Genomic DNA, 19,017 nt, shown 5'->3' on the forward strand with positions numbered 1-19,017 from the left:
TCCCTGGGTCGCGGCAGGTGTGATCGCATTGCTGACGTTGCGTGGTGACGACTATCGACGGGAGTTGCGGGACTGATATGCGAGTCATCGGCCTGATGTCCGGGACGTCGTACGACGCCATCGACGCCGCCGCGGCGGACCTGCGGCTCCACGGCGACAAACTGGTGCTGACACCGCTGGGGATGCTGAGCCAGCCGTATCCGGCTGAGCTGCGCTCCTCGATTGCCGGGTCGTTGCCGCCAGCAAGTACGTCGATGGAGCAGGTGTGCCGGCTGGACACCGGGATCGGGCAGGCGTTCGCCGAGGTGGCGCGGCAGGCGGTCGAGCAGCTGTGCGGTGGGTACGCCGACCTGATCGTGTCGCACGGTCAGACGGTGTTCCACTGGGTCGACGGCGGTGCCGTCCGGGGGACATTGCAGCTCGGGCAGCCGGCGTGGATCGCGGAGGCGACCGGGACGACCGTGGTGTCGGACCTGCGGGCTCGCGACGTCGCGGCCGGTGGGCAGGGTGCGCCACTGGTGAGCATCATCGACGTGCTCTGGTTGCGCGGGCGGCCCGGCGTACCGATCGCGCTGAACCTCGGTGGGATCGCGAACATCACCGTCGTGCACGGCGAGCCGGTCGCGTTCGACACCGGGCCGGCGAACGCGCTGATCGACGCGGTGGTGAGCGAGCTGACCGGCCGGGCGTTCGACGCGGACGGAGCGATGGCCGGGCGCGGACAGGTGCACGGGGAGTTGCTCGAGCGGTTGCTGGCGGAGCCGTACTACGGCCGGTCGGCGCCGAAGAGCACGGGCAAGGAGCTGTTCAACCTCGCCTACCTCGCCCGGGCGCTCGAGGGCCTGTCGGAGATCCCCGCCGACGACCTGGTGGCGACGGTGACGGCCCTGACCGCCCGGACCGTTGCCGATGCGGTACGGCGGTATGGCGGGACCGAGGTGATCGCGTCCGGTGGGGGCATTCGCAATCCGGTGCTGATGCATCAGTTGGCGTCGGAGCTCGGCACGGTGCCGTTGCGCAGTACTGACGAACTGGGGTTGCCGTCGGCGGCCAAGGAGGCGTACGCGTTCGCCGTACTCGGGTTTCTGACCGTGAACGGGCTCGGCGGGACGGTGCCGAGTTGCACGGGTGCGCGGCACGCGAGTGTGCTCGGGTCGATCACCCCCGGGGCTGCCGGGTTGCCGGTTGTCGGGGGCGACGCGCGACCTCCTGTGAGTCTCTCGATCGAGTGACCGACACTGTTCTCTGTGACGAGGCTCTTCGTGGTGACGGGTGCGCCCGGTTCCGGGAAGTCGACGGTCGTACCGGAACTGGTGCGGCTCAATCCGGGGAACATGGTCGTGATGGACATGGACGAGTTGCTGGACGATCACGGACGGTTGCTCGGGATCAGCATCGCGAGTCCGACCGCGGCGCCGATCTGGCCGGCGTACAACGCGCTGTGGTTACGGATCACCGAGCTGATCCGGCGGTCCGGGATCCCGGTCCTGCTGCTCTCGCCGCTGCTGCCGACGGAGTTGCCCGAGGGACGGTGGCTGCATCTGGACTGCCCGGACGCGGTCCGGCGGAAGCGGCTGGCCAGGCGGGGGTGGCCGGAATCGCAGATCGAGGAGGCGCTCGCGGATGCCGCCGAGATCCGCAAGCTCGTACCCCGCTCGGTGCGCGGCGACGTCTCGCCGGAGCGCTCTGCCAAGAGCATCCTGGACTGGATCCGCGGCGAGCGGCTGGGCAAGACCCTCAGCCTGTGGGGCCGGTTGCGGAGTTGACCTTCGAGTTGGTTCAGGGCTGAGGGTCGGGGCATGACTTCTTCACGGCTGACGATCAGCGAGTTCGCCCGGCTGGTGGGCCTGGCGCCGAGTGCGTTGCGCTTCTACGACGACTGCGGCGTACTCCCGCCGGCCTCGGTCGACGAGACCAACGGCTACCGGTACTACGTCCCGTCGCAGGAACGCCGAGCACGGTTGCTGAGGGACCTCCGCGAGATCGACCTCCCACTCGCGGAGGTGCGCGTCGCTCTCGACGCGGAGCCGGCCGACCTCGCGGCCGTCGTACGTGCTCACCTGCGCACAGTCGAGGCGAAGACCGCCGCTGCCCGAGCAGCCGCCGACCACCTCCTCACGCAACTGTCGGCCGATCGGACCGTGGTCGTTCTGGGCGGTCCAGAGTTCGCCAGCGCCATCCGCCAGGTCACCCCGGCCGCTGCCGCGGAGTCCGGAGAGCTTCCGGTGCTGGAGTGCGTGCTGATCGAGCTCGGCTCGGACGAGGTGACGTTTGTGGCGACCGACCGCTACCGGTTGTCGATGCGCACGGTGCAGCCGGTCGAGTTCAGCGGGGCGGCGGCGCGGTTGCTGGTGCCGGCGTCCGAGCTGAGCGGGTTGAGCCGGTGGGTTGCCGCGGGTGACGCGGTGCGGATCGAGGCCGGACCGGGTACGGCGGTGATCGTGCGGGACGGGGAAGAGCGCGATCTCCCCCTGGTTTCGGGGGACTATCCGGCGTACCAGGTGATTCTGGAAGGGCTGACACCGCCGGGGTGCCGGGTGGTGGTGGACCGGGCGGCGCTGCGGGCGGCGCTGGAGGGCCGTGAGGTCGTTGCCTTTGACATCGACTCGGGGGAGTTGCGCATCGACGGCGACGTGAAGCTGGAAGCGATCGGTTCGGGTTCGACCAAGATCGGGTTCACTGCATCGCTCCTGGCCGCCGCCTTGGACGCCAGCGTCGGCCCAGACGTCCTCCTCGAGATCTGCGCGTCCGACCGCCCGGTCGTCGTACGGTCCGCCGACCAAGGCACCTTCACCACCCTGGTCATGCCCGTTCGCCTGGACAGCTGAGGGCAGCCCAATTTCGGCTATTGACAACATGTTGTCGAGATGACAGCATGTTGTCTATGACCAAGACAGCTTATGTGGGTGTGTACGAGACGTGGGCGGACTGGGAGATCGGGCATCTGCTGGTCGAGCTGCGGACCGGGCGGTTCACCGGTGAGCAGTGGAACATCGTGACGGTCGCCGAGTCGGCCGAGCCGGTGACGACGATGGGTGGGTTGCGGGTCGTTCCGGACATGGTGCTGGCCGACGTCGAGCCGGAGAACGGCGACCTGCTGGTGCTGGCCGGGTCGGCGCTGTGGGACGAAGCTCAAGGCGAAGCGTTCACCAAGGTGGCGCAGCGGTTCCTCGAGGCAGGAAAGCCGGTCGCCGCCATCTGCGGCGCGACAGCGGGGCTTGCGAGGGCTGGTCTGCTCGACGACCGCAAGCACACCAGTGCGGTGAAGGAGTACCTGCTGGCCACCGGCTACCAGGGCGGCGACAACTACGTGGACGAGCGTGCGGTGATCGACGGCGACCTGATCACGGCCGGCCCGGATTCACCGGTGCAGTTCGCGCGGGCGACGCTCGAGCGGCTCGGCCTCGCGTCGGACGAGAAGTTGGACGCGTACGAGGCGGTGTTCCACCGCGCCGACCCGTCCGCCTACCCGGCGCTCGTCGGCTGATGACTGTTCCACCGCGCAAGGACTGGCCGAGGCCGGACCCGCTGCCGGAAGGTGGTGTGCTGGTGACCGATGTCATCCTCGCCACGTTCCGGCTGAACGCCAGGCTGATGGAGGCCGCCCAGGATCTCGCCGCTCACGGCGGGCTGACCGCCGCGTGGTGGCAGGTCCTCGGCGGCGTCCTGGACGAGCCGCGGTCGGTCGCCGACGTCGGCCGGATCATGGGTGTCAGCCGGCAGGGCGTGCAGCGGATCGCCGACCTGCTGGTCGAGCGCGGCCTGGCCGAGTACCGGCCGAACCCGGCCCACCGCCGCGCCAAACTGCTCGCCTGTACCGAGGCCGGCTACTGGGCGATCCGGCAGATCTCCGTCGCTCAGCACCCGTTCGCCGACAAGCTGAGCGCGAACATCGACCTCGACGAGCTGCGGACGACGCTCGCCACCATGCAGACCCTGATCACCAGGCTGGAAGAAGCTTGACCGTCAGGCTCCGCCCATAAGTGTGGTGAGTGGTGAACGTCAGCCGCGTCCCGGTCACGGTCCGCACCACCTGTACGCCGGGATCCGCCGAAACCGGCCGCAGGTACTGCGCCCACAGGTTGACCGTGATCGTGTCGCGTGTCGTGGTCGGGTCGGCCGCGGAGACCGTGATCGTGCGGTCCTTGTGCCGTTGCAGCAGCACCGACGCCGGCCCATCGATGGTCAAACCGGGCAGGTTGTGCTTACCGGGCCCGAAGCTGTTGGCACCGGTCAACCCGAGTCCGAGGTGGTGGATCGCCTGCAACCGCGGAGTGTTCGAGAGCACCGCGACCCGCCCGTGCTCATACGACCTGAGCCCGGATTCTGTTGCATTAGGCACCAATGCGTAGGCGAGAGACTGCTTGGACCCGGCCGGCTGTGCGACGGTCAACCCGAAGACCTGCTTGGTCACCGCGGTGTCCGGGTTCGCCGTCCGCACCACCCGGCGGCTCCGCGTCACCTGCTGCAGATCCACCGACACCTGATTCGGCTGCAGGAAGTAGTACCCGAGTGACACTCCGCCGTTCGCGTACCGCAGCCACCGCGGGTCCGTCGTACCCGTGCCGCTCCAGGCGCCGCCATCCCGTCGTACGCCGGTGATCGAAATGGCATCACCCGGCGCTGCGATCCGGGTGTCGATCGTCGTCGTCACCGCGCGAGTGTCGTCACCGACGCCGGCAGCCAGGACGACGATCTCGTCGTCGAGCAGGAACCACGATTTGGTCGCCTCCGCGTTGCGGTAGACGACGAAATCGTCGGGCAGGATGTCGCGCGACGCGTAGGCGAAGTCACTCGACTGGACCCAACCGACCGCGCCGTACGCACCGAGCGTGGCGCCGCCGGAATGCGTGTTGGTCCCGGTCGGGAAGTAGACGTAGGTGTTCTGCGACTCACTCGAGGACGTGAAGTTCAGCGGGTGATCCGGGTTGTCGTAGTACGGCGTCCCGTACAGCTCCGGGATCGTCTTGCGGACCTCCACCGGCGCGGTGACGCCGCCCAGCGCGTACGGCGACACGGTCGTGAAGTAGTCGACGCCGTACGACAGGGTCTGGTCCTGGCCGGCCAGGTAGAGGTAGTGCGCGCCGTCGCCCTGGAACCAGGGGAGCAGGTTCTCGCCGCTCATGTACTCGTACTTGCTGATCCGGTCCGAGTTGCGGGCCAGCGCGAACGCGAACCCCGGCCGCCGGTGCACGGTGCGGTCCATCGCGTTGAACGCGGTCGTGCTCGCGGCCGGGTTGAGGTCGGCCGGCACGATCGTGGGATCGGCCTTGATATCGGCGAACCGGGCGATGCTGACCGGGGAGACGAAGCTGTTCGGGTTGATCGTCGGTTGGGCGGTGAACTTCGCGAACGACTTGAGCCGCGCCGCGTCGTCGCCGGTCGCGTAGTCGGCCAGGTCGACGATCGCCTCCACCACGACCGCCACGTCGGCGTACCCGGTGGCGGTCCGGGAGACTGCCCGGCCCTTGACGATCTCCATCATCCAGCCCTCGAAGATCAGCGGCGCGAACCCGTGCTCGACCCAGCCCTGGACCACGCCGACGAGGTCGTCGCTCTGCGCGTACTCCGTCCCGGCGAGCACCTTGATGGTCTGGACGACCCGGCTGAGCAGGCCCTTTCCGTAGGAGCCCGTGTACGCGACGGACGAGTGCTGGATGAACGAGCCGTCGGCGTAGTACCCGTCGGTGACCCCGTGCTGGAGGTTGTACGGGTCGATCGTCGCGAACACGGTGAACTGGTCCTGCAGCGCCTTGCGGATCCGCGCGTCGTCACCCATCAACGCACCCTGCAGGACCCGGTTGGCGGTGATGTCGACGAGGTTGGCGCCGGTGTGGAAGCGCGAGTCCAGGTCGACGTCGCCGTCCTTGCCGTTGCGCAGGTAAGCGTCCATCGAGGGGACGTACTGCGCCACGAGCGCGGCGGGCGCGTCGAGTAGAGCGAGCGTCTTCGACACGTGGGTCGAGATACCGATCTCCCAGTTGAACCAGTTGCCGTAGTACCCCTTCGACTGGTCGCCGTAGTAGTTCTCGTGCAGCCAGACGAGCTTCTCGGCGACCCGGGCGCGGACCTGCTCGTTGCCCTGCAGGTCGGAGGCCGGGCCGGGACGCTTGGTCGCCAGCGCGATCTCGTAGAGGTGCTGGTACGACGCGTTGAGGTTCGGATCGCTGGTGCCGAGGGGGAGCCCGGCGAAGAGCTCACCCGCTCCGGCTCGGTCCATCGCGGTGAGCCAGGTCCGGGCGGTCGCGTCGAGGGCGGCGATCTTGGCGGCGACGTCGGGCCGGGCGTTGGACTCCGGCGTACCGGCGTAGATCGCGACCGCGTTGGCGAGCAACTGGCTCGCGTCGGCGGTCACGGAAGCAATCGTCCCGCGCGTGGCGCGGGCGGCCGGGGCCGGGTTGACCGCGGTCAACAATGCGGTGGCGGGCACGAACGACAGCAGGCGGCGGCGGGTGATGTGCACTGATACTCCCAGGCGGATGGGAAAAACCTCACCCCGAGAGTCAATCAGCCGGAACTATCCTTCAGCAACCGTTTGCCGCTGACCAATCAGGAAGATTGCCGGGATCGCGACCCCGTGGGCGCTGGTTGTTAGGAGCCGCCGGCTCCCACTAGCTGGCCGTCGATCGACAGGACGCGGATGGTGCCGCCGGTGGCCTTGGTCGGGATGACCAGGGCGGCCTGGTACAGGTAGTCCTGGTGCAGGGTCTGGGTGTACTTGACCATGCTGCTGAACGCGGTCGCCTCGCCGCTGGTCCAGTAGGCGTTCGAGCCCGGCTCGACCCGCTGCAGGTACTGCTCGGTGAGGGTGACGAAGACCAGCGCCTCGCCGGTGGAGGTGATGAACGTGAGCGGCTCGCCGGACGGCGCGAACTTGTCGGAGACGCTCGCGATGTACGTCTCCTTGGTGTCCGCGACCTTCGCCTTGGCCCGCCGCTCGAGCAGAGTCGTCGTACCCGGGGATGGGACGAACAGCTTGGCATTGGCCGATGTCGCGCCCTCCGTCAGGTACGCCGCCAGGTTGGTTGCGGCCGACGACGGCAGGCTGTAGAGCGAGTCCAGGTCCGCCTGGTCCGGCGTTCGCAGACCCTCCATCGACGGGAGCTTGACCGACTTCAGTGGGTAGACCGTGTTCGTCAGCAGCCACGGCGTACCGGCGCTCTGCCGCTGCCAGACGCCGAGCTGGCGGCTGCCGGGATCGGTCGAGAGGCCGGAGCTGACCACGAACCGCATCGGGTACGACCCGAACTCCGGAGCGCCGATCTGCGGCTCGGTGAAGGTGAACGGCTTGCTCTTGTCCTTGCCGGCCGCGTCGAGTTTGCGGCCGATCAGGTAGCCGGCCCGGGTCTGGGTCAGCGTCGGGTTCGCCTCGATGGTCTCGGCCACCTTGGCGTCGCGGGCCTGGTTCGCCTGGTTGTTGAGCTGGTTGTACCGCTGGACCACGGCCTGTGCGTCGGCGAGGGTGACGGCCGGCCGGGTCTCCGGCGCGGCCTCGCTGTTCTTGGCCGGCAGCAGTCCGCAACTCGTTGTCGTGAGCAACAAAGCGCCGCTGGCCAGGAGGGCCGCGGTCTTCCGCACGGCTTCGTCGCTCCGCTCGAACTCCGGCGACTCCTCGAGGCTCACAGTCTCCGGCTCGACCACGCGCAGCCGCACGGGCTCCGGGTCCACCGCGTCCTCGGCGTACGTCGTCTCGTCGTAGCCGGGCTCCTCGTCGTCGGCGACCGCGCCGACCGCGATCAGGAAGGCCGGGGACTTCGCCTTCGCCACCGCGACGGGTGACATCAGCATCGGCGCCGTGGTGATCGATTCCCGCTGCTCGGTGGGCTTGATCGCCGGCGCCCGGTAGGCAGGGGCAGCCTCCGCCGCAGCCGGAGCGAACGGACTCGGGCCGGCGAAACCAGGAGTAATCGCAGCCTGAATGGCGGGGACTGGGGTGATGCGGGTGGGTGCGGCGGCCGGAGCTGTGGCGGAGCGGCGGCGGAAGGTCAGCATCAGGCCGAAGGTGAGCGCCAGGATGCCGGCGCCCAGCACCAGCAGGCAGATCCCGAACGCGCGGTCGACCTCGACGCCGAACCGTACGTCGGCGCCGACGGCCGGCGTCCCGTCCGCGTTCATCACGACCACGTCGTACCGGCCGTCCTGGATCGGCCAGGCGACCGACTGTCGGCCGGACCCGCCGGCCTGCGCGACCCACCAGTCGAGCTCGCCGGGCGGCGTCAGGTTGGCGCTGCGACCACGCATCTCCTGCGTGCCGTACGTCGCCGGCGGGTCGAACCGGATCAGCCGGGTGTGCGCCGTGCCGGACAGGTAGTTCGCGACGTCCAGGTCCTGCCCGACGCCGACGAAGACCGGTCTGTCGCCGGACGCGGTCACGTGCAGGGTCGGTCCGTGCCGGTCGAGCAGGTCGGGCGCGGTGATGATGGCCAGGCCCTGGCTGGTGAACTGGCGGCTGCCGGTAGTGATGGTGTTGTCCGGGCCGACCAGCCAGAAGGCGGCGACTGCTCCGGCGAGCGTGACCACCAGGCCGGCCAGAGTCAGCAACAGGCCCAGGGCGGTGCGGGCGAAACGCATGAAGAGCTCCCGTTGTACGACGAGCCCGGGCCGCGGCGGGTGGACCGGGCAACGGGCTCCCCGCAGCGGGCCAATGTTGCGCCCCGTAGTTCACCCGTTGCCGTGAATAACTGAGCGAACAAGGATCTGTTACTGTCTGCGAGTTAACGAATGGCCGTTCATAAACTCGGAGGTGGCCTCGGTGGCCCGGCCGCGACTGGTCAGCGACGACGCGATCCTGGACGCGACCAGGCAGGTTCTGGCCGAGTTGGGGCCCACGAAACTGACCCTGGCCGCGGTCGGCGCGCGGGTCGGGCTGGCTCCGCCGACGCTGATGCAGCGCTTCGGCAACAAGCGCGGTCTGCTGCTGGCGTCGGCGGCCAGATCGCCGCTGATGGTGCTCCGGGCGGTCGAGGAGGCCGAGGCGCGGAATACCTCGCCGCTGGCGACCTTGCGGGACTTCGCGTTGTCGGCGGTTGCCCACATCAAGCACCGCCAGGAGCTCGGCAACGGTCTCGGCTTCGTCCAGCTCGACGTGGCCGATGCCGAGTTCCGCCAGCATGCGCTGGCGCACTCCGCCGCCATCGTCGACAGCTGCGCCCGGCTCTACCGGGCGGCCCAGGAAGCGGGCGAGCTGCGGCCGCACGCCGACGTACCGGCGCTCGCCCGGCACACCCTGGTCTGTTTCAACGGCGCCCTCCAAGTCTGGGCCGTGAACGGCTGGGGCTCCCTCACCGAGTTCCTGACCGAGCAGCTCGACCTGGTGATCGCGCCCTACCTGGCTCAGGAGTGACGGTGTTCCAAGGTGCTTGAGGCAACTACCTGACGATCGTCAGGGGTGGGGCTGGACTTTGGGTCAGTGTGCCGTGCTTGTGGTCGCTCCTAGTGTTGGGGAAATGACATCGAGGTACGACGGAGTCCGTCGGGTACTGGGGTCGATCGGCGTACTGGTCGCGGGAGCGGTCGTCGTTCTGCTGCTTTACCCGGGTGGACTGGGCACGACCGTGCCGGTGCGCGTGACGAGCGGTGAGTCGGCGTCGGTGTTCCGGGTGCTGAACGAGGCGGTGGCTGATGCGCCGTCCTGGGTGGAGTCGTTGGTCGACCTCGCGGGGGACGGGCTGCTGCTTGTGTTGGGTCTGCTGCTGGTCTGGACGGCTCTGCGTTATCGCGATGCCCGGACTCTGGCCGGCGTACTGCTGACTGGTGTCGGGACTGTGGTCGCCTATGGCATGAGTGAGGCGCTGAAGTTAGTGGTCGACGAGGACCGTCCCTGCCGCGTGGTGTCCGGGGCCGAGGTGATCGCGCACTGTCCGGCGATAGGCGACTGGTCCTTCCCCAGTAACCACGCCACGCTCGCGGCCGGTCTCGCTGTCGGCATCGCGTTGATGCGCCCTCGGCTGGCCGTGGTTGCGTTGCCGCTGGCGGCCGCGGTGGCGTTGGCGCGGATAGCGGCCGGCGTTCACTACCCGCATGACGTCGTCGCCGGTGCTGCTCTCGGCGCGACCCTTGTCGCCGCGATGCTGCTGATCGCCAACCCGCTCCTGACGAGAGCGGTTGACTTCCTGGTCAGACGTCGCAGGATCGATGAGATGAAGCAGTCGGCAATGGCTGAGGGTGTGAACGACCGCACGGTCACAGCCGTCTGAACCTTGCCTGGGTCAACCGTTTGATCGAGCCGAAAACCCGGCTTGTCGGAAGAAGGGTGTCTAGGCAACCAAATCGAAAGCCCAGGCCGTCCGGCCTGGGCTCAGTCATGTCCTGACATATGGAGCGGGTGACGGGAATCGAACCCGCACTGTCAGCTTGGGAAGCTGATGTTCTGCCATTGAACTACACCCGCAGTGCCTGGCGGTGGGACCAGCAGGCGGAGAAGAGCATAGCCGATGGGTGGGGCCCGAGCCACGGCGGGTTCGGCGCGCCGCGGCCGATCGCGCCGATCTCTCGACCTTGTGCACCAATTGAGTACGCCGGCGCCCGCCGGACGGACGACAGTGCACCCAGTGGACTGATGCCGGATGCATCGAAAAGGGGGTGTGGGGCGGTTTGCGAGGGGGGTTCTTGGGCAGTTTTCCACAAAGGGCACGCTGAGGACTGGAGTGGTCCGGCATCTTCTGGCAGATTAGAACGCGTTGCCGGGGGCAACATTTGAACGCAACGTGAGGATGCGGTCCTCGCCGGGACCGGACAAGATGGTTGCGGGGCAACTGGATGAAGGGGTGAATGGTGGCAACAGACACGAGTGACGCGTTGGACAACCTGGAGAAGGAGCTCGTCACGTTGGCGCGCCGGCTGCGCGGTCTGCAGCGGACGCTGTCCGACGAGGCACATCCGGATCTGGAGCCGGCGCAGTACGCGTTGCTGAACCACGTCGAGGAACTGGCGCCGGTGCGGATGGCCGACCTGGTGGCAGCTCTCGAGGTGGACAAGGGTCCGGTCAGCCGGGCCTGCGCGCGGCTGGAGGAAGAGGGTCTGCTGAAGCGTGCGGCCGACAAGTCGGACGCCCGGGCGACCCTGCTGACGCTGACCGCGGCGGGCAAGCGCAAGCTTGCGGCAGCCCGGAAGAAGCGGCACAAGGTGATCGAGGACCTGCTCAAGGACTGGTCGCCGGCGCAGGTGAAGACCTTCGCCACCCAGGTGTCGCGCTTCAACAAGCTGTCCGACTGACGTTCGTTGCCTCAGGCCCCGAGTTGGCCGGTGCGCCGCAACGGCGCCGGACGATCATCGGGGTACGACGGCCGAAAACAGCTGGACGCAACTCGGGGAAGCCCGGGGACGTGGTCTCGCCGGAGAGCTGAGGGCTCCGGACGATCGGTCGCCGGGCACCGGGATCCCGATCCGGCCCCGAAACTGGGCGGAGACGCGGCACGCTGCTAACGTGCGTTCGTGCTGCTCTCCGACCGTGACATCTTGGCCGAGCTCGACGCGAAGCGGGTCCAGCTGGATCCGTTCGATGCTGCGATGGTGCAGCCGTCGAGTGTCGACGTACGGCTGGATCGGTTCTTCCGGGTGTTCGAGAACCACAAATACCCGCACATCGACCCGGCCGAGGAACAGCCCGACCTGACCCGGATGGTCGAACCGGAGGGTGACGAGCCGTTCATCCTGCACCCGGGTGAGTTCGTGCTCGGGTCGACGTACGAGATGGTGACGCTGCCCGACGACGTGGCCGCGCGGCTGGAGGGCAAGTCCTCGCTGGGCCGGCTCGGGTTGCTCACCCACTCCACCGCGGGGTTCATCGACCCCGGGTTCTCCGGGCACGTGACGCTGGAGCTGTCCAACGTCGCCACGTTGCCGATCAAGCTCTGGCCCGGGATGAAGATCGGCCAACTGTGCTTCTTCCGGCTGTCCTCGCCGGCCGAGCACCCGTACGGCTCAGCGAAGTACGGTTCCCGCTACCAGGGTCAGCGCGGCCCGACGCCGTCCCGCTCGTACAAGAACTTCCACCGCACCGACGTCTAGCGTTGGTGTGATCAGGCGGTCGGGGTCAGGGCGATCAGGATCGTGTAGAAGCTGCTGCCCATGGTGCTCTGCAGGTAGGTGCCGCCGTACTGGGTCACCGCGACCGGCGATTTCATCTTGCCGTTGAACAGCGACATGTCCGAACCGTTCGCGCTGCCCGGGTCAGCACCCTGCGGCGTCGAGCCTGCGGACGGGGACGAACCTTCAGATGGGGACGAACCCTCGGTCGGAGTCGAGCCGTCGGACGGCGTCGAGCCCTCGGTGGGGGTGGCGCTGTCCGACGGGCCCTTCACGTCGTTGCCGGTGGCGGCGTCCATCAGGACCGGCTGGACCTCGGCCTGCGCATAGATCATGCCGTGGAAGGCCGCGGTGACCTCCGGGATGATCCGGCTCGCCGATTCCTTGGTGTAGCCCCAGGTCTTCTTACCGGTCGAGTCGTCCAGGCCGAGGATCTCTTCCTTCGACATGTTGTCCTTGCCCGTGCACACCACCGCGTTGGCCCGGTCGCCCAGACAGGTGTAGTTCATCGAGTCAGCGGCGAACGGCGACTTGGTCGGTACGACGGCCCCGGTCGCGATGTCGACGGAGTACAGGGTGTTGGTGTACGTGCCGTCGTACGACCCCGGCTTCGCCTTCACGTAGGAGTGACCTGACAGGTAGGCGCGCTTGGTGCCGCCGTTGCTCGCCGGGAACAGGTAGTCCTGCTTGGTCGGGGTTTGCTTGGTGACCTTGCCGGTGGCGCCGTCGGCGACCACGATCGTGCCGTCGTTGGCACCCTCCTGGTTGCCGCCCTTGGCGCCGACGATGACGCCGTTCAGCACACCGGCCGGCGTGACATCGGCGACGACGCTCGACTTCTGGGTCTTCGGGTCGGCGTAGACGGTCAGAGCCTCGGAGTTCTTGGGGCCGTTGTACGGCGAGACACCCAACGCGATCTGTCCGGTGGCGGGGTCATAGGCCTGGCTCACCACGTCGTCTGCGCCGGCGCCGGGCCCGAGGGCCGGCGTGAGGTCCGCGACCACCTCGGCAACCTTCTTGCCCTCGGCGGCGTCGATCCACTGGAACACGACCTGGCCCTTGGCCTTCTGCGTGCCGTTGCCCTTGTCGGTCTGGGTGTAGGCGATGGCGACGACGTCCTTGCCGTCCACCTGGACGCCCATCGGCGCACTCAGGTCCAGCGTCTCGGTGGTGTCCAACTCGGTGGCGGGGTAGAACCAGGCCTTGCCCTGCGCGGCGATGTTGCGCCCGCTGATGCCTTCCAGGCCCGCGATCAGAGTGGTCTGCCCGACCATCCCGGCCGTGAACGTGAACTGGTTGTCCTTCTTCGTCGGCTCGACGCCGAAGGCGGAGCTGGTGACGAAGGTCTTGGGTGGGTCGAACGAGGCGACCGCCGGTGCCGACGGGGTGCCGGCGGGTGTGTCGCCGCCGCCCTGGGCTCCGGTGTCGGCGCTCTTGTCGTCGCTGCCGCCACAGGCGGTCAGCAGAACGAGGGCGGTGGCGGCGGTGGCGACTGCTTTGGCGGCCGTCGGACGCAGCATCGTTGGTTACTCTCCCGAAGTCAGACCCGGAATGATCGCCTGAACGCTAGCAGTCACTCCGGGTCCTCACCGTCACCAGCCCCAGCCGTTGCAGGATGCTGCAAACGGAGGCCGCCGCGCTGTTCACAGACCCCATCAGCGAGCCTGCGATCGGACGACGGACAGCCCTGGGCGCCGGTTCATCGGCTGGGGCTCGAGGCGGTCGGCCAGCCGGCGGAGGGCGGCGGCCAGTCCGTGGCGTGGGGCGCTGACGCGGTCGACCTTGAGGGCCTCCCGGACTTCCTGGCGTCGGGCCCGGGCCTCGGCAACGCGGACTCTCTCGGCGACGCGGTAGCGCGCTACCTCTTGGTGTTCGGTGATCATGGTCGTGCTCCCCTCACTGTTGTCCCCGTGCTGTTTTCGGCAGTGCTTCGCCCAGGTCCCGCCGGACCGTCGCCGGCGGAACCTCCTGGGTGGTGTGGATCAGACCTTGACGACGCTGATGTCGCCGGAGACCGTGCGGGCCCGCAGCATCAGCGCGCGCTCGCCCTCGGCCGGCTTCTCGCCGGGCTCCAGGTCGCACCGGATCCGCCCGGTGACGGTCTTCAGGTCCAGGTACGTCGGGACGCCGTCGGGTACCCCGATCTGGACGTCGCCGCGGGCCGTCTCCGCGCGGACACTCGGCCCGTCGGCGAGCTCGACCCGGACGTCGCCGGACCCGGAGGTGGCGACCGAGTGGTCCCGGATCCGCTCGATGGTGATGTCACCCGAGCCGACCTTGACGGTCGTCGGGCCGGCCGCGTCGCCGACCCGGACGTCACCGGAACCGGTGCTCAGCCCGAGCGCGTCGGCGGCCTCGTTGATGTCGATCCCGCCCGAGCCGGTGCTGGCGCGGACCGTGCCCGCGGCGTACTCGACCCGGACGTCACCGCTGCCGGTGCTGATGCCGAGGTCGCCCTCGACCCGCTCGATCCGGACGTCGCCGGAGCCCGTCGACAGTCGCGCGGTGCCCAGCGGCATCCGCGAGCTGATGTCACCGGAACCGGTCTTGATCCGGGCGTCCAGTGTCGACGGTGTGACGATCCGGACGTGGATCTCCGGTCCGTTGCGGACGTTGCGGGGACCCTCGACGATCAGCTCGCCGTCGTTCACCTTGAAGACGACGTCCTCCTCGCTGCCGCGGTCGACCTCGAGGGTGACGGCGGTCTCGGTGCCGTCGTTCGGGACGATCTCGACCCGGCCGGAGCCGATCTCGATCCGGACCCGGTCGATCAGGCTCGCGTCCTCGACCAATTGACTGCTGAAGCCGCTCATTCGACCCACCCCGTCATCCGCTGGCCCGGGCCGCGGCGCCCGCGGTGGTCCCGGTCCCGGTCACGCCGGCCACGATCGCGATCGCGGTCCCGGTTGCGCTTGCCGCCGCGCTCGGGTCCGAAGACGCCCTCCTCGCCGAAGGGGCCGTCGGGGCCGAACACGCCGTCCGGGCCGAAGACACCCTCAGGTCCGAGCGGGCCGTTCGGGCCGAGCGGTCCTTCGGGGCCGAAGATGCCGCCGCCGCGCGGCGGGCGCGGGGGACGGGGCGGGCGCGGTCCGCGGCCTCGGCCCCGGTCGCGCAGCTCGGTCATCACGGTGCGCATCAGCCACGCGTTCGAGGAGATGCCATCGGCCGCGGCGGCCTCGTCCACCTTGTTCTTCACCGACATCGGCAGCCGCAGCGTGATCCGCGCGGTCGGCTCGTCGGCCTCCGGCGTGACGGCTTCGTCAGGCTGGTCGTCGGTCTCGTCCTCGTCGATTTCGTCGTCGTCCGCGTCGTCGTGGCCTGTCAGCTGGCTCGGGGCCGGCGTGACCACGAACTCGGGACGGCCGCCGGCCATCCGGAGCTCGACCGAACCGGGGGACAGCTCGCGGCTGATCTCCCCGGCGGCGTCGGACAGGGCTGAGATGAGGGCCAGCCGGCCCGCGTCATCCAGCGTGGCTCCGAGGCGCTGGGCCACGGAGCGAGTTTGGTCGTCGGCCAGGGCGGTGGCGTTCTCCACGCTCCGCCGGACCGACTCGAGATAGTGATCAAGTTCCATGACTGCAACTATGACGTCACCGTGACGTCACTGTCAACCCTTCTGATGTCATCGTGTCGCCAGAGTGCCGCCACGGCAGAATGAGGGCTCAGTCGACGACAAGGAGCTGCGGTGTCCAGAGGTGTTCTCGTCACAGGTGCGTCCAGGGGTGTCGGAGCGGAGGTCGCGAAGGTGTTCGCGCGGGCCGGTGACCGGGTCATGCTGCACTGCCGCGGCGCGGTCGACCGGGCCGAACAGGTCCGGGCCGAGCTGCCCGGGGACGGGCATGGGGTGGTCGCGGCCGACCTCGGTGATCCGGCCGCGATCCCTGCCCTGGTTGAGGAATCGGCCGGAGTCCTCGGCCGGATCGACGTACTGGTGAACAACGCGGCGCTGTTCGTGGACGAGCCGGTCTCCGGTTCCCGCCGGATCGGGCATCCGCTCGCCGAGACGTCGTACGACGAGTGGGTGTCGGCGTGGCGTCGTACGCTCGCGGTGAATCTGGAAGGGGCGGCGCACCTGACCTGGTGCGTGGCCCGGCAGATGCTGGACATGGACCCAGCTGACGGCGGCCGGCGGGGCGCGATCGTCAACGTCGGATCGCGCGGGGCGTACAGGGGTGAGCCGGATGTGCCCGCCTACGGAGCCTCGAAGGCGGGACTGCACTCGCTGGGGCAGTCGTTGGCGGTATCGCTGGCGCCACATGACATCACGGTGACGTCAATCGCGCCCGGATTCATCGCCACCGACATGACCGAGGCGTGGCTGGCAGGGCCGGACGGTGACTCGATCCGGGCGCAGAGCCCGTTCAACCGGGCCGCCACCGCCGAGGAGGTCGCCGAAGCGATCTACTGGCTCGCCTCCCCGGCGGCCGGCTGGTCCAGCGGCGCCGTCCTCGACTTCAACGGCGCCTCCTACCTGCACTAACTCCCGTAGACCTCCAGCTCCACGATCCGGGAGTAGGTGTTGCCGTTGCCGGCCAGGCAGAGGATGCGTACGGCGTCCGCCTCGACCGGATCGAACGTCGACGTGACGTGGCCCAGGGTGTTGCCGCGGACCTGGGACACGGTCTGCCAGTCGCCGGTGCCCTTGCGGACCTGGACGTCCCAGTCGCGCAGGCCGTTGGTCGGGGCCGGGTACTGCTTCGAATCGAGGGTGTAGAGCTCGACGCGGTTGATCGTGGTCGGCGCCGCGAGCGCGACGTCGTAGTTGTCCGGGAAGACCGCGCGGGTCCCGTCGTTCCAGCCGGTCAGGGTGTCCCAGTGCTCGGTGTCGTTGTCACCGTCGACCGCGCCGCAGAGCGCGAAGTTGCCGTGCGTCGACGAGGCAGAGGCCTGTTCTCCGAGTGCGACGTTGCTGCCAGGGCCCTTGGATGGCAGGGGATTCACCGTCACCGGAACGGTCAGCTTGGACTTGTCGACCTCGAGTTCCATGGAGTAGTTGCCGGGCTGGGTGTCGCGCGGGACGCGGACGTCGACCGGTGCCGACACCGGTTGGTCGGGGTCGACCGCCGGGAGCCAGGACGAGAACAGTTCGCGGGACAGCTGCAGCGGACCACTCGGGTCCAGGGTCAGGTCGGCGTACCGGTCCTCGGTGCCGGTGTTGGTCATGGTGAGCGTCAGGTTGCCCGGCAAGCAGGGCAGGCCGACGACGCTCAGCTGCTCGGGCTGGACGGAGACCTGTACGTCGGTCCGCGGTGGGTTGGTAGTTGCCTGGGGCAACGCGATCACGGTCGCCGCCACCGCGGTTCCGAGCGCGACCGCCGACTGCCATCGAATCGTCATCGGTCTCTCCTCAGAGGGTCTGGATGCCCGGGCGCCCGTCCTCGACGAGGAGCTTGGCGCGAGTGCTGACGGTGCCGTTCTGGACGCTGACCTTGTCGACCACGCGGTAGTCGGAGATCCAGCGCTGCGGGGTGATGCTGCAGCTGACGTAGCCACGCTGGAAGTTGCCGAACTTGATGTGCGGGTTCTCCTTGAGCAGGGTCAGGCCGCCGGGATCCAGGTCCATCCCGTCGATCCCGGACGTGATCGACGTACCGACGAACTCGGTGCCGACAGTCGGCGAGTCCGGGTTGGTGAAGTCCAGCTTGAGGTCCGAAGCGACGCTGCGGTGCAGGTCGCCGGCGATCGAGACCAGGTTGCTGACATTGCGCTGGACGGCGCCGCCGAGGACGCGGTCGCGGGACGCCTCGTACCCGTCCCAGGTGTCCATCGGGACCAGCACGTCCGGGCCGTCCTTCGTGTCGAGCCGGGCGATCGCCGTCTGATGGGCGAGCACGTTCCAGCGCGAGCGTGACGCCGACCAGCCGTCGAGCAACCACTTCTCCTGGGCGGCGCCAGTGATCGTACGGGCCGGGTCCTTGGTCTCCGGGCCGGGTGCCTTCGTGCCGTCGCCGTACGCCTGGTCGGAGCGGTATTGCCGGGTGTCGAGCACGCTGAACTCGGCCAGCTGGCCGTACCGGATCCGCCGGTAGAGCTGCATGTCCGGGCCCTTCGGCATCTGCGCGAGCCGCAGTGGCATGTGTTCCCAGTACGCGCGGAAGGCGTTGGCTCGGCGTACCAGGAACTGCGCGGGCGGTGCACTCGGATGCGCCTCGTCGGCCCAGTTGTCGACCACCTCGTGGTCGTCGAGGGTGACCACCCAGGGCGCGGCCGCGTGCGCCGCCTGGAGGTCGGGGTCCATCTTGTACGACGCGTAGCGGACGCGGTACTCGTCCAGCGTGACCGTCTGCTGGGTCATCCAAGGCTCGTTCGAGTTCGGCCGGATGCCACGGTCGATACCGAACTCGTAGATGTAGTCGCCGAGGAAGAACACCACGTCGTGGTCGCGCTTGGCCATGTCGGCGTACGCCGTGTACCAGCCCTCCCACCACGCCTGGCAGGACGCGAACGCCAGCGACATCTCGGGCACGATCGCGTCGGCCGGCGGCGCGGTGCGGGTCCGTCCGACCGGGCTGAGCTTCCCGTCCACACGGAAGCGGTACCAGTAGTGCCGCCACGGACGCAGCCCGCGTACGTCGACGTGCACCGAATGACTCGACTCAGGCCGGGCCTGGGTCGTGCCCTGGCGGACGATCCGGCGGAACTGCTCGTCCTCGGCGACCTGCCACTGGACTTCGACCGGCCGGCGGTCCATGCCGCCGAACGGCGCCAACGGGTCCGGGGCGAGCCGGGTCCAGATCACCACCGCGTCCGGTAGTGGATCGCCGGACGCGATGCCGAGGGTGAACGGATCCCGGCGGTCGCCGCGACCGGTCGCCCCGGCCAACGCCTGCCCCACCTCGGGCAGGTTGCCGGACAGCGCCAGCGCGGCCGCCGCTCCGGTGACTGTCAGAAAGCTTCGTCGAGTACTACCAACACGCACGCTCATCGGCACCAGCCCACCCGATCATCCGCAGGTGATTACTTCCGCAACAGGTAGGTTTCTACCTGACT

At 68.8% G+C, this 19,017-nt stretch carries 18 protein-coding genes and 1 tRNA gene; 10 read left to right on the forward strand and 9 right to left on the reverse strand.

Annotated elements, in window-relative coordinates; translation table 11 throughout:
• Positions 1–77 precede the first annotated feature (77 nt).
• From EV652_RS42530 to EV652_RS42550, 5 genes are read left to right on the forward strand one after another with little or no spacing between them, the layout of a single operon-like run.
• The gene (locus EV652_RS42530) at positions 78–1,232 is read left to right on the forward strand and encodes an anhydro-N-acetylmuramic acid kinase (protein ID WP_132216807.1); all 1,155 of its coding nucleotides are present in this window, start codon (positions 78–80) and stop codon (positions 1,230–1,232) included.
• A gap of 15 nt (positions 1,233–1,247) precedes the next feature.
• Positions 1,248–1,766: an AAA family ATPase gene (locus tag EV652_RS42535; RefSeq protein WP_242002340.1), complete on the forward strand. Its 519-nt coding sequence runs from the start codon at positions 1,248–1,250 to the stop codon at positions 1,764–1,766.
• Positions 1,767–1,799: 33 nt separating this feature from the next.
• The gene (locus EV652_RS42540; protein WP_132216810.1) at positions 1,800–2,828 is read left to right on the forward strand and encodes a DNA polymerase III subunit beta family protein; all 1,029 of its coding nucleotides are present in this window, start codon (positions 1,800–1,802) and stop codon (positions 2,826–2,828) included.
• Positions 2,829–2,884: 56 nt separating this feature from the next.
• Positions 2,885–3,487: a DJ-1/PfpI family protein gene (locus EV652_RS42545; protein WP_132216812.1), complete on the forward strand. Its 603-nt coding sequence runs from the start codon at positions 2,885–2,887 to the stop codon at positions 3,485–3,487.
• Entirely contained in the window at positions 3,487–3,963 is a 477-nt protein-coding gene (locus tag EV652_RS42550) for a MarR family winged helix-turn-helix transcriptional regulator (protein WP_132216814.1), read from the forward strand. The genes EV652_RS42545 and EV652_RS42550 overlap by 1 nt, the downstream gene beginning before the upstream one ends.
• Here EV652_RS42550 and EV652_RS42555 read toward each other — a convergent pair.
• The gene (locus EV652_RS42555; RefSeq protein WP_132216816.1) at positions 3,941–6,463 is read right to left on the reverse strand and encodes a polysaccharide lyase family 8 super-sandwich domain-containing protein; all 2,523 of its coding nucleotides are present in this window, start codon (positions 6,461–6,463) and stop codon (positions 3,941–3,943) included. The genes EV652_RS42550 and EV652_RS42555 overlap by 23 nt on opposite strands.
• Before the next feature lie 128 nt (positions 6,464–6,591).
• On the reverse strand, positions 6,592–8,571 hold the full coding sequence (locus EV652_RS42560) for a DUF8094 domain-containing protein (protein ID WP_132216818.1): 1,980 nt from the start codon (positions 8,569–8,571) through the stop codon (positions 6,592–6,594).
• Positions 8,572–8,752: 181 nt separating this feature from the next.
• Here EV652_RS42560 and EV652_RS42565 point away from each other — a divergent pair, with 181 nt between their 5' ends.
• Positions 8,753–9,343 (forward strand): TetR/AcrR family transcriptional regulator, encoded by a 591-nt coding sequence (locus EV652_RS42565; RefSeq protein WP_158441552.1) that lies wholly within the window; start codon positions 8,753–8,755, stop codon positions 9,341–9,343.
• A 103-nt stretch (positions 9,344–9,446) separates the two neighbouring features.
• Positions 9,447–10,196: a phosphatase PAP2 family protein gene (locus tag EV652_RS42570; protein WP_132216822.1), complete on the forward strand. Its 750-nt coding sequence runs from the start codon at positions 9,447–9,449 to the stop codon at positions 10,194–10,196.
• Positions 10,197–10,316: 120 nt separating this feature from the next.
• On the opposite strand, the gene EV652_RS42575 is transcribed toward EV652_RS42570, so the two are convergent.
• Positions 10,317–10,390, reverse strand: a tRNA-Gly gene (locus EV652_RS42575).
• A gap of 380 nt (positions 10,391–10,770) precedes the next feature.
• Between EV652_RS42575 and EV652_RS42580 the strand changes: the two genes are divergently transcribed.
• On the forward strand, positions 10,771–11,214 hold the full coding sequence (locus EV652_RS42580; protein ID WP_242002341.1) for a MarR family winged helix-turn-helix transcriptional regulator: 444 nt from the start codon (positions 10,771–10,773) through the stop codon (positions 11,212–11,214).
• Positions 11,215–11,433: 219 nt separating this feature from the next.
• Positions 11,434–12,009, forward strand: a complete 576-nt coding sequence (gene dcd / locus EV652_RS42585) for a dCTP deaminase (RefSeq protein WP_132216824.1) — start codon at positions 11,434–11,436, stop codon at positions 12,007–12,009.
• An 11-nt stretch (positions 12,010–12,020) separates the two neighbouring features.
• Here dcd and EV652_RS42590 read toward each other — a convergent pair whose 3' ends face one another.
• The 4 genes from EV652_RS42590 to EV652_RS44385 form a co-directional block, all read right to left on the reverse strand.
• Positions 12,021–13,547, reverse strand: coding sequence for a PQQ-binding-like beta-propeller repeat protein (locus EV652_RS42590; RefSeq protein WP_132216826.1), 1,527 nt, complete (start codon positions 13,545–13,547; stop codon positions 12,021–12,023).
• Between the two features lie 135 nt (positions 13,548–13,682).
• Positions 13,683–13,910, reverse strand: coding sequence for a hypothetical protein (locus tag EV652_RS42595; protein WP_132216828.1), 228 nt, complete (start codon positions 13,908–13,910; stop codon positions 13,683–13,685).
• Positions 13,911–14,009: 99 nt separating this feature from the next.
• Positions 14,010–14,840, reverse strand: a complete 831-nt coding sequence (locus tag EV652_RS42600; protein WP_132216830.1) for a DUF4097 family beta strand repeat-containing protein — start codon at positions 14,838–14,840, stop codon at positions 14,010–14,012.
• Positions 14,837–15,601: a hypothetical protein gene (locus EV652_RS44385; RefSeq protein WP_158441554.1), complete on the reverse strand. Its 765-nt coding sequence runs from the start codon at positions 15,599–15,601 to the stop codon at positions 14,837–14,839. Before EV652_RS44385 ends, EV652_RS42600 begins: the two co-directional genes overlap by 4 nt.
• A gap of 111 nt (positions 15,602–15,712) precedes the next feature.
• Between EV652_RS44385 and EV652_RS42605 the strand changes: the two genes are divergently transcribed.
• Entirely contained in the window at positions 15,713–16,507 is a 795-nt protein-coding gene (locus EV652_RS42605; protein ID WP_132216832.1) for an SDR family NAD(P)-dependent oxidoreductase, read from the forward strand.
• On the opposite strand, the gene EV652_RS42610 is transcribed toward EV652_RS42605, so the two are convergent.
• The gene (locus tag EV652_RS42610) at positions 16,504–17,364 is read right to left on the reverse strand and encodes a discoidin domain-containing protein (RefSeq protein WP_132216834.1); all 861 of its coding nucleotides are present in this window, start codon (positions 17,362–17,364) and stop codon (positions 16,504–16,506) included. The genes EV652_RS42605 and EV652_RS42610 overlap by 4 nt on opposite strands.
• Before the next feature lie 10 nt (positions 17,365–17,374).
• The gene (locus tag EV652_RS42615) at positions 17,375–18,952 is read right to left on the reverse strand and encodes an alkaline phosphatase D family protein (protein WP_132216836.1); all 1,578 of its coding nucleotides are present in this window, start codon (positions 18,950–18,952) and stop codon (positions 17,375–17,377) included.
• Between the last annotated feature and the right edge of the window lie 65 nt (positions 18,953–19,017).

The sequence above is a fragment of the Kribbella steppae genome, assembly GCF_004342025.1.
GTDB lineage: Bacteria > Actinomycetota > Actinomycetes > Propionibacteriales > Kribbellaceae > Kribbella > Kribbella steppae.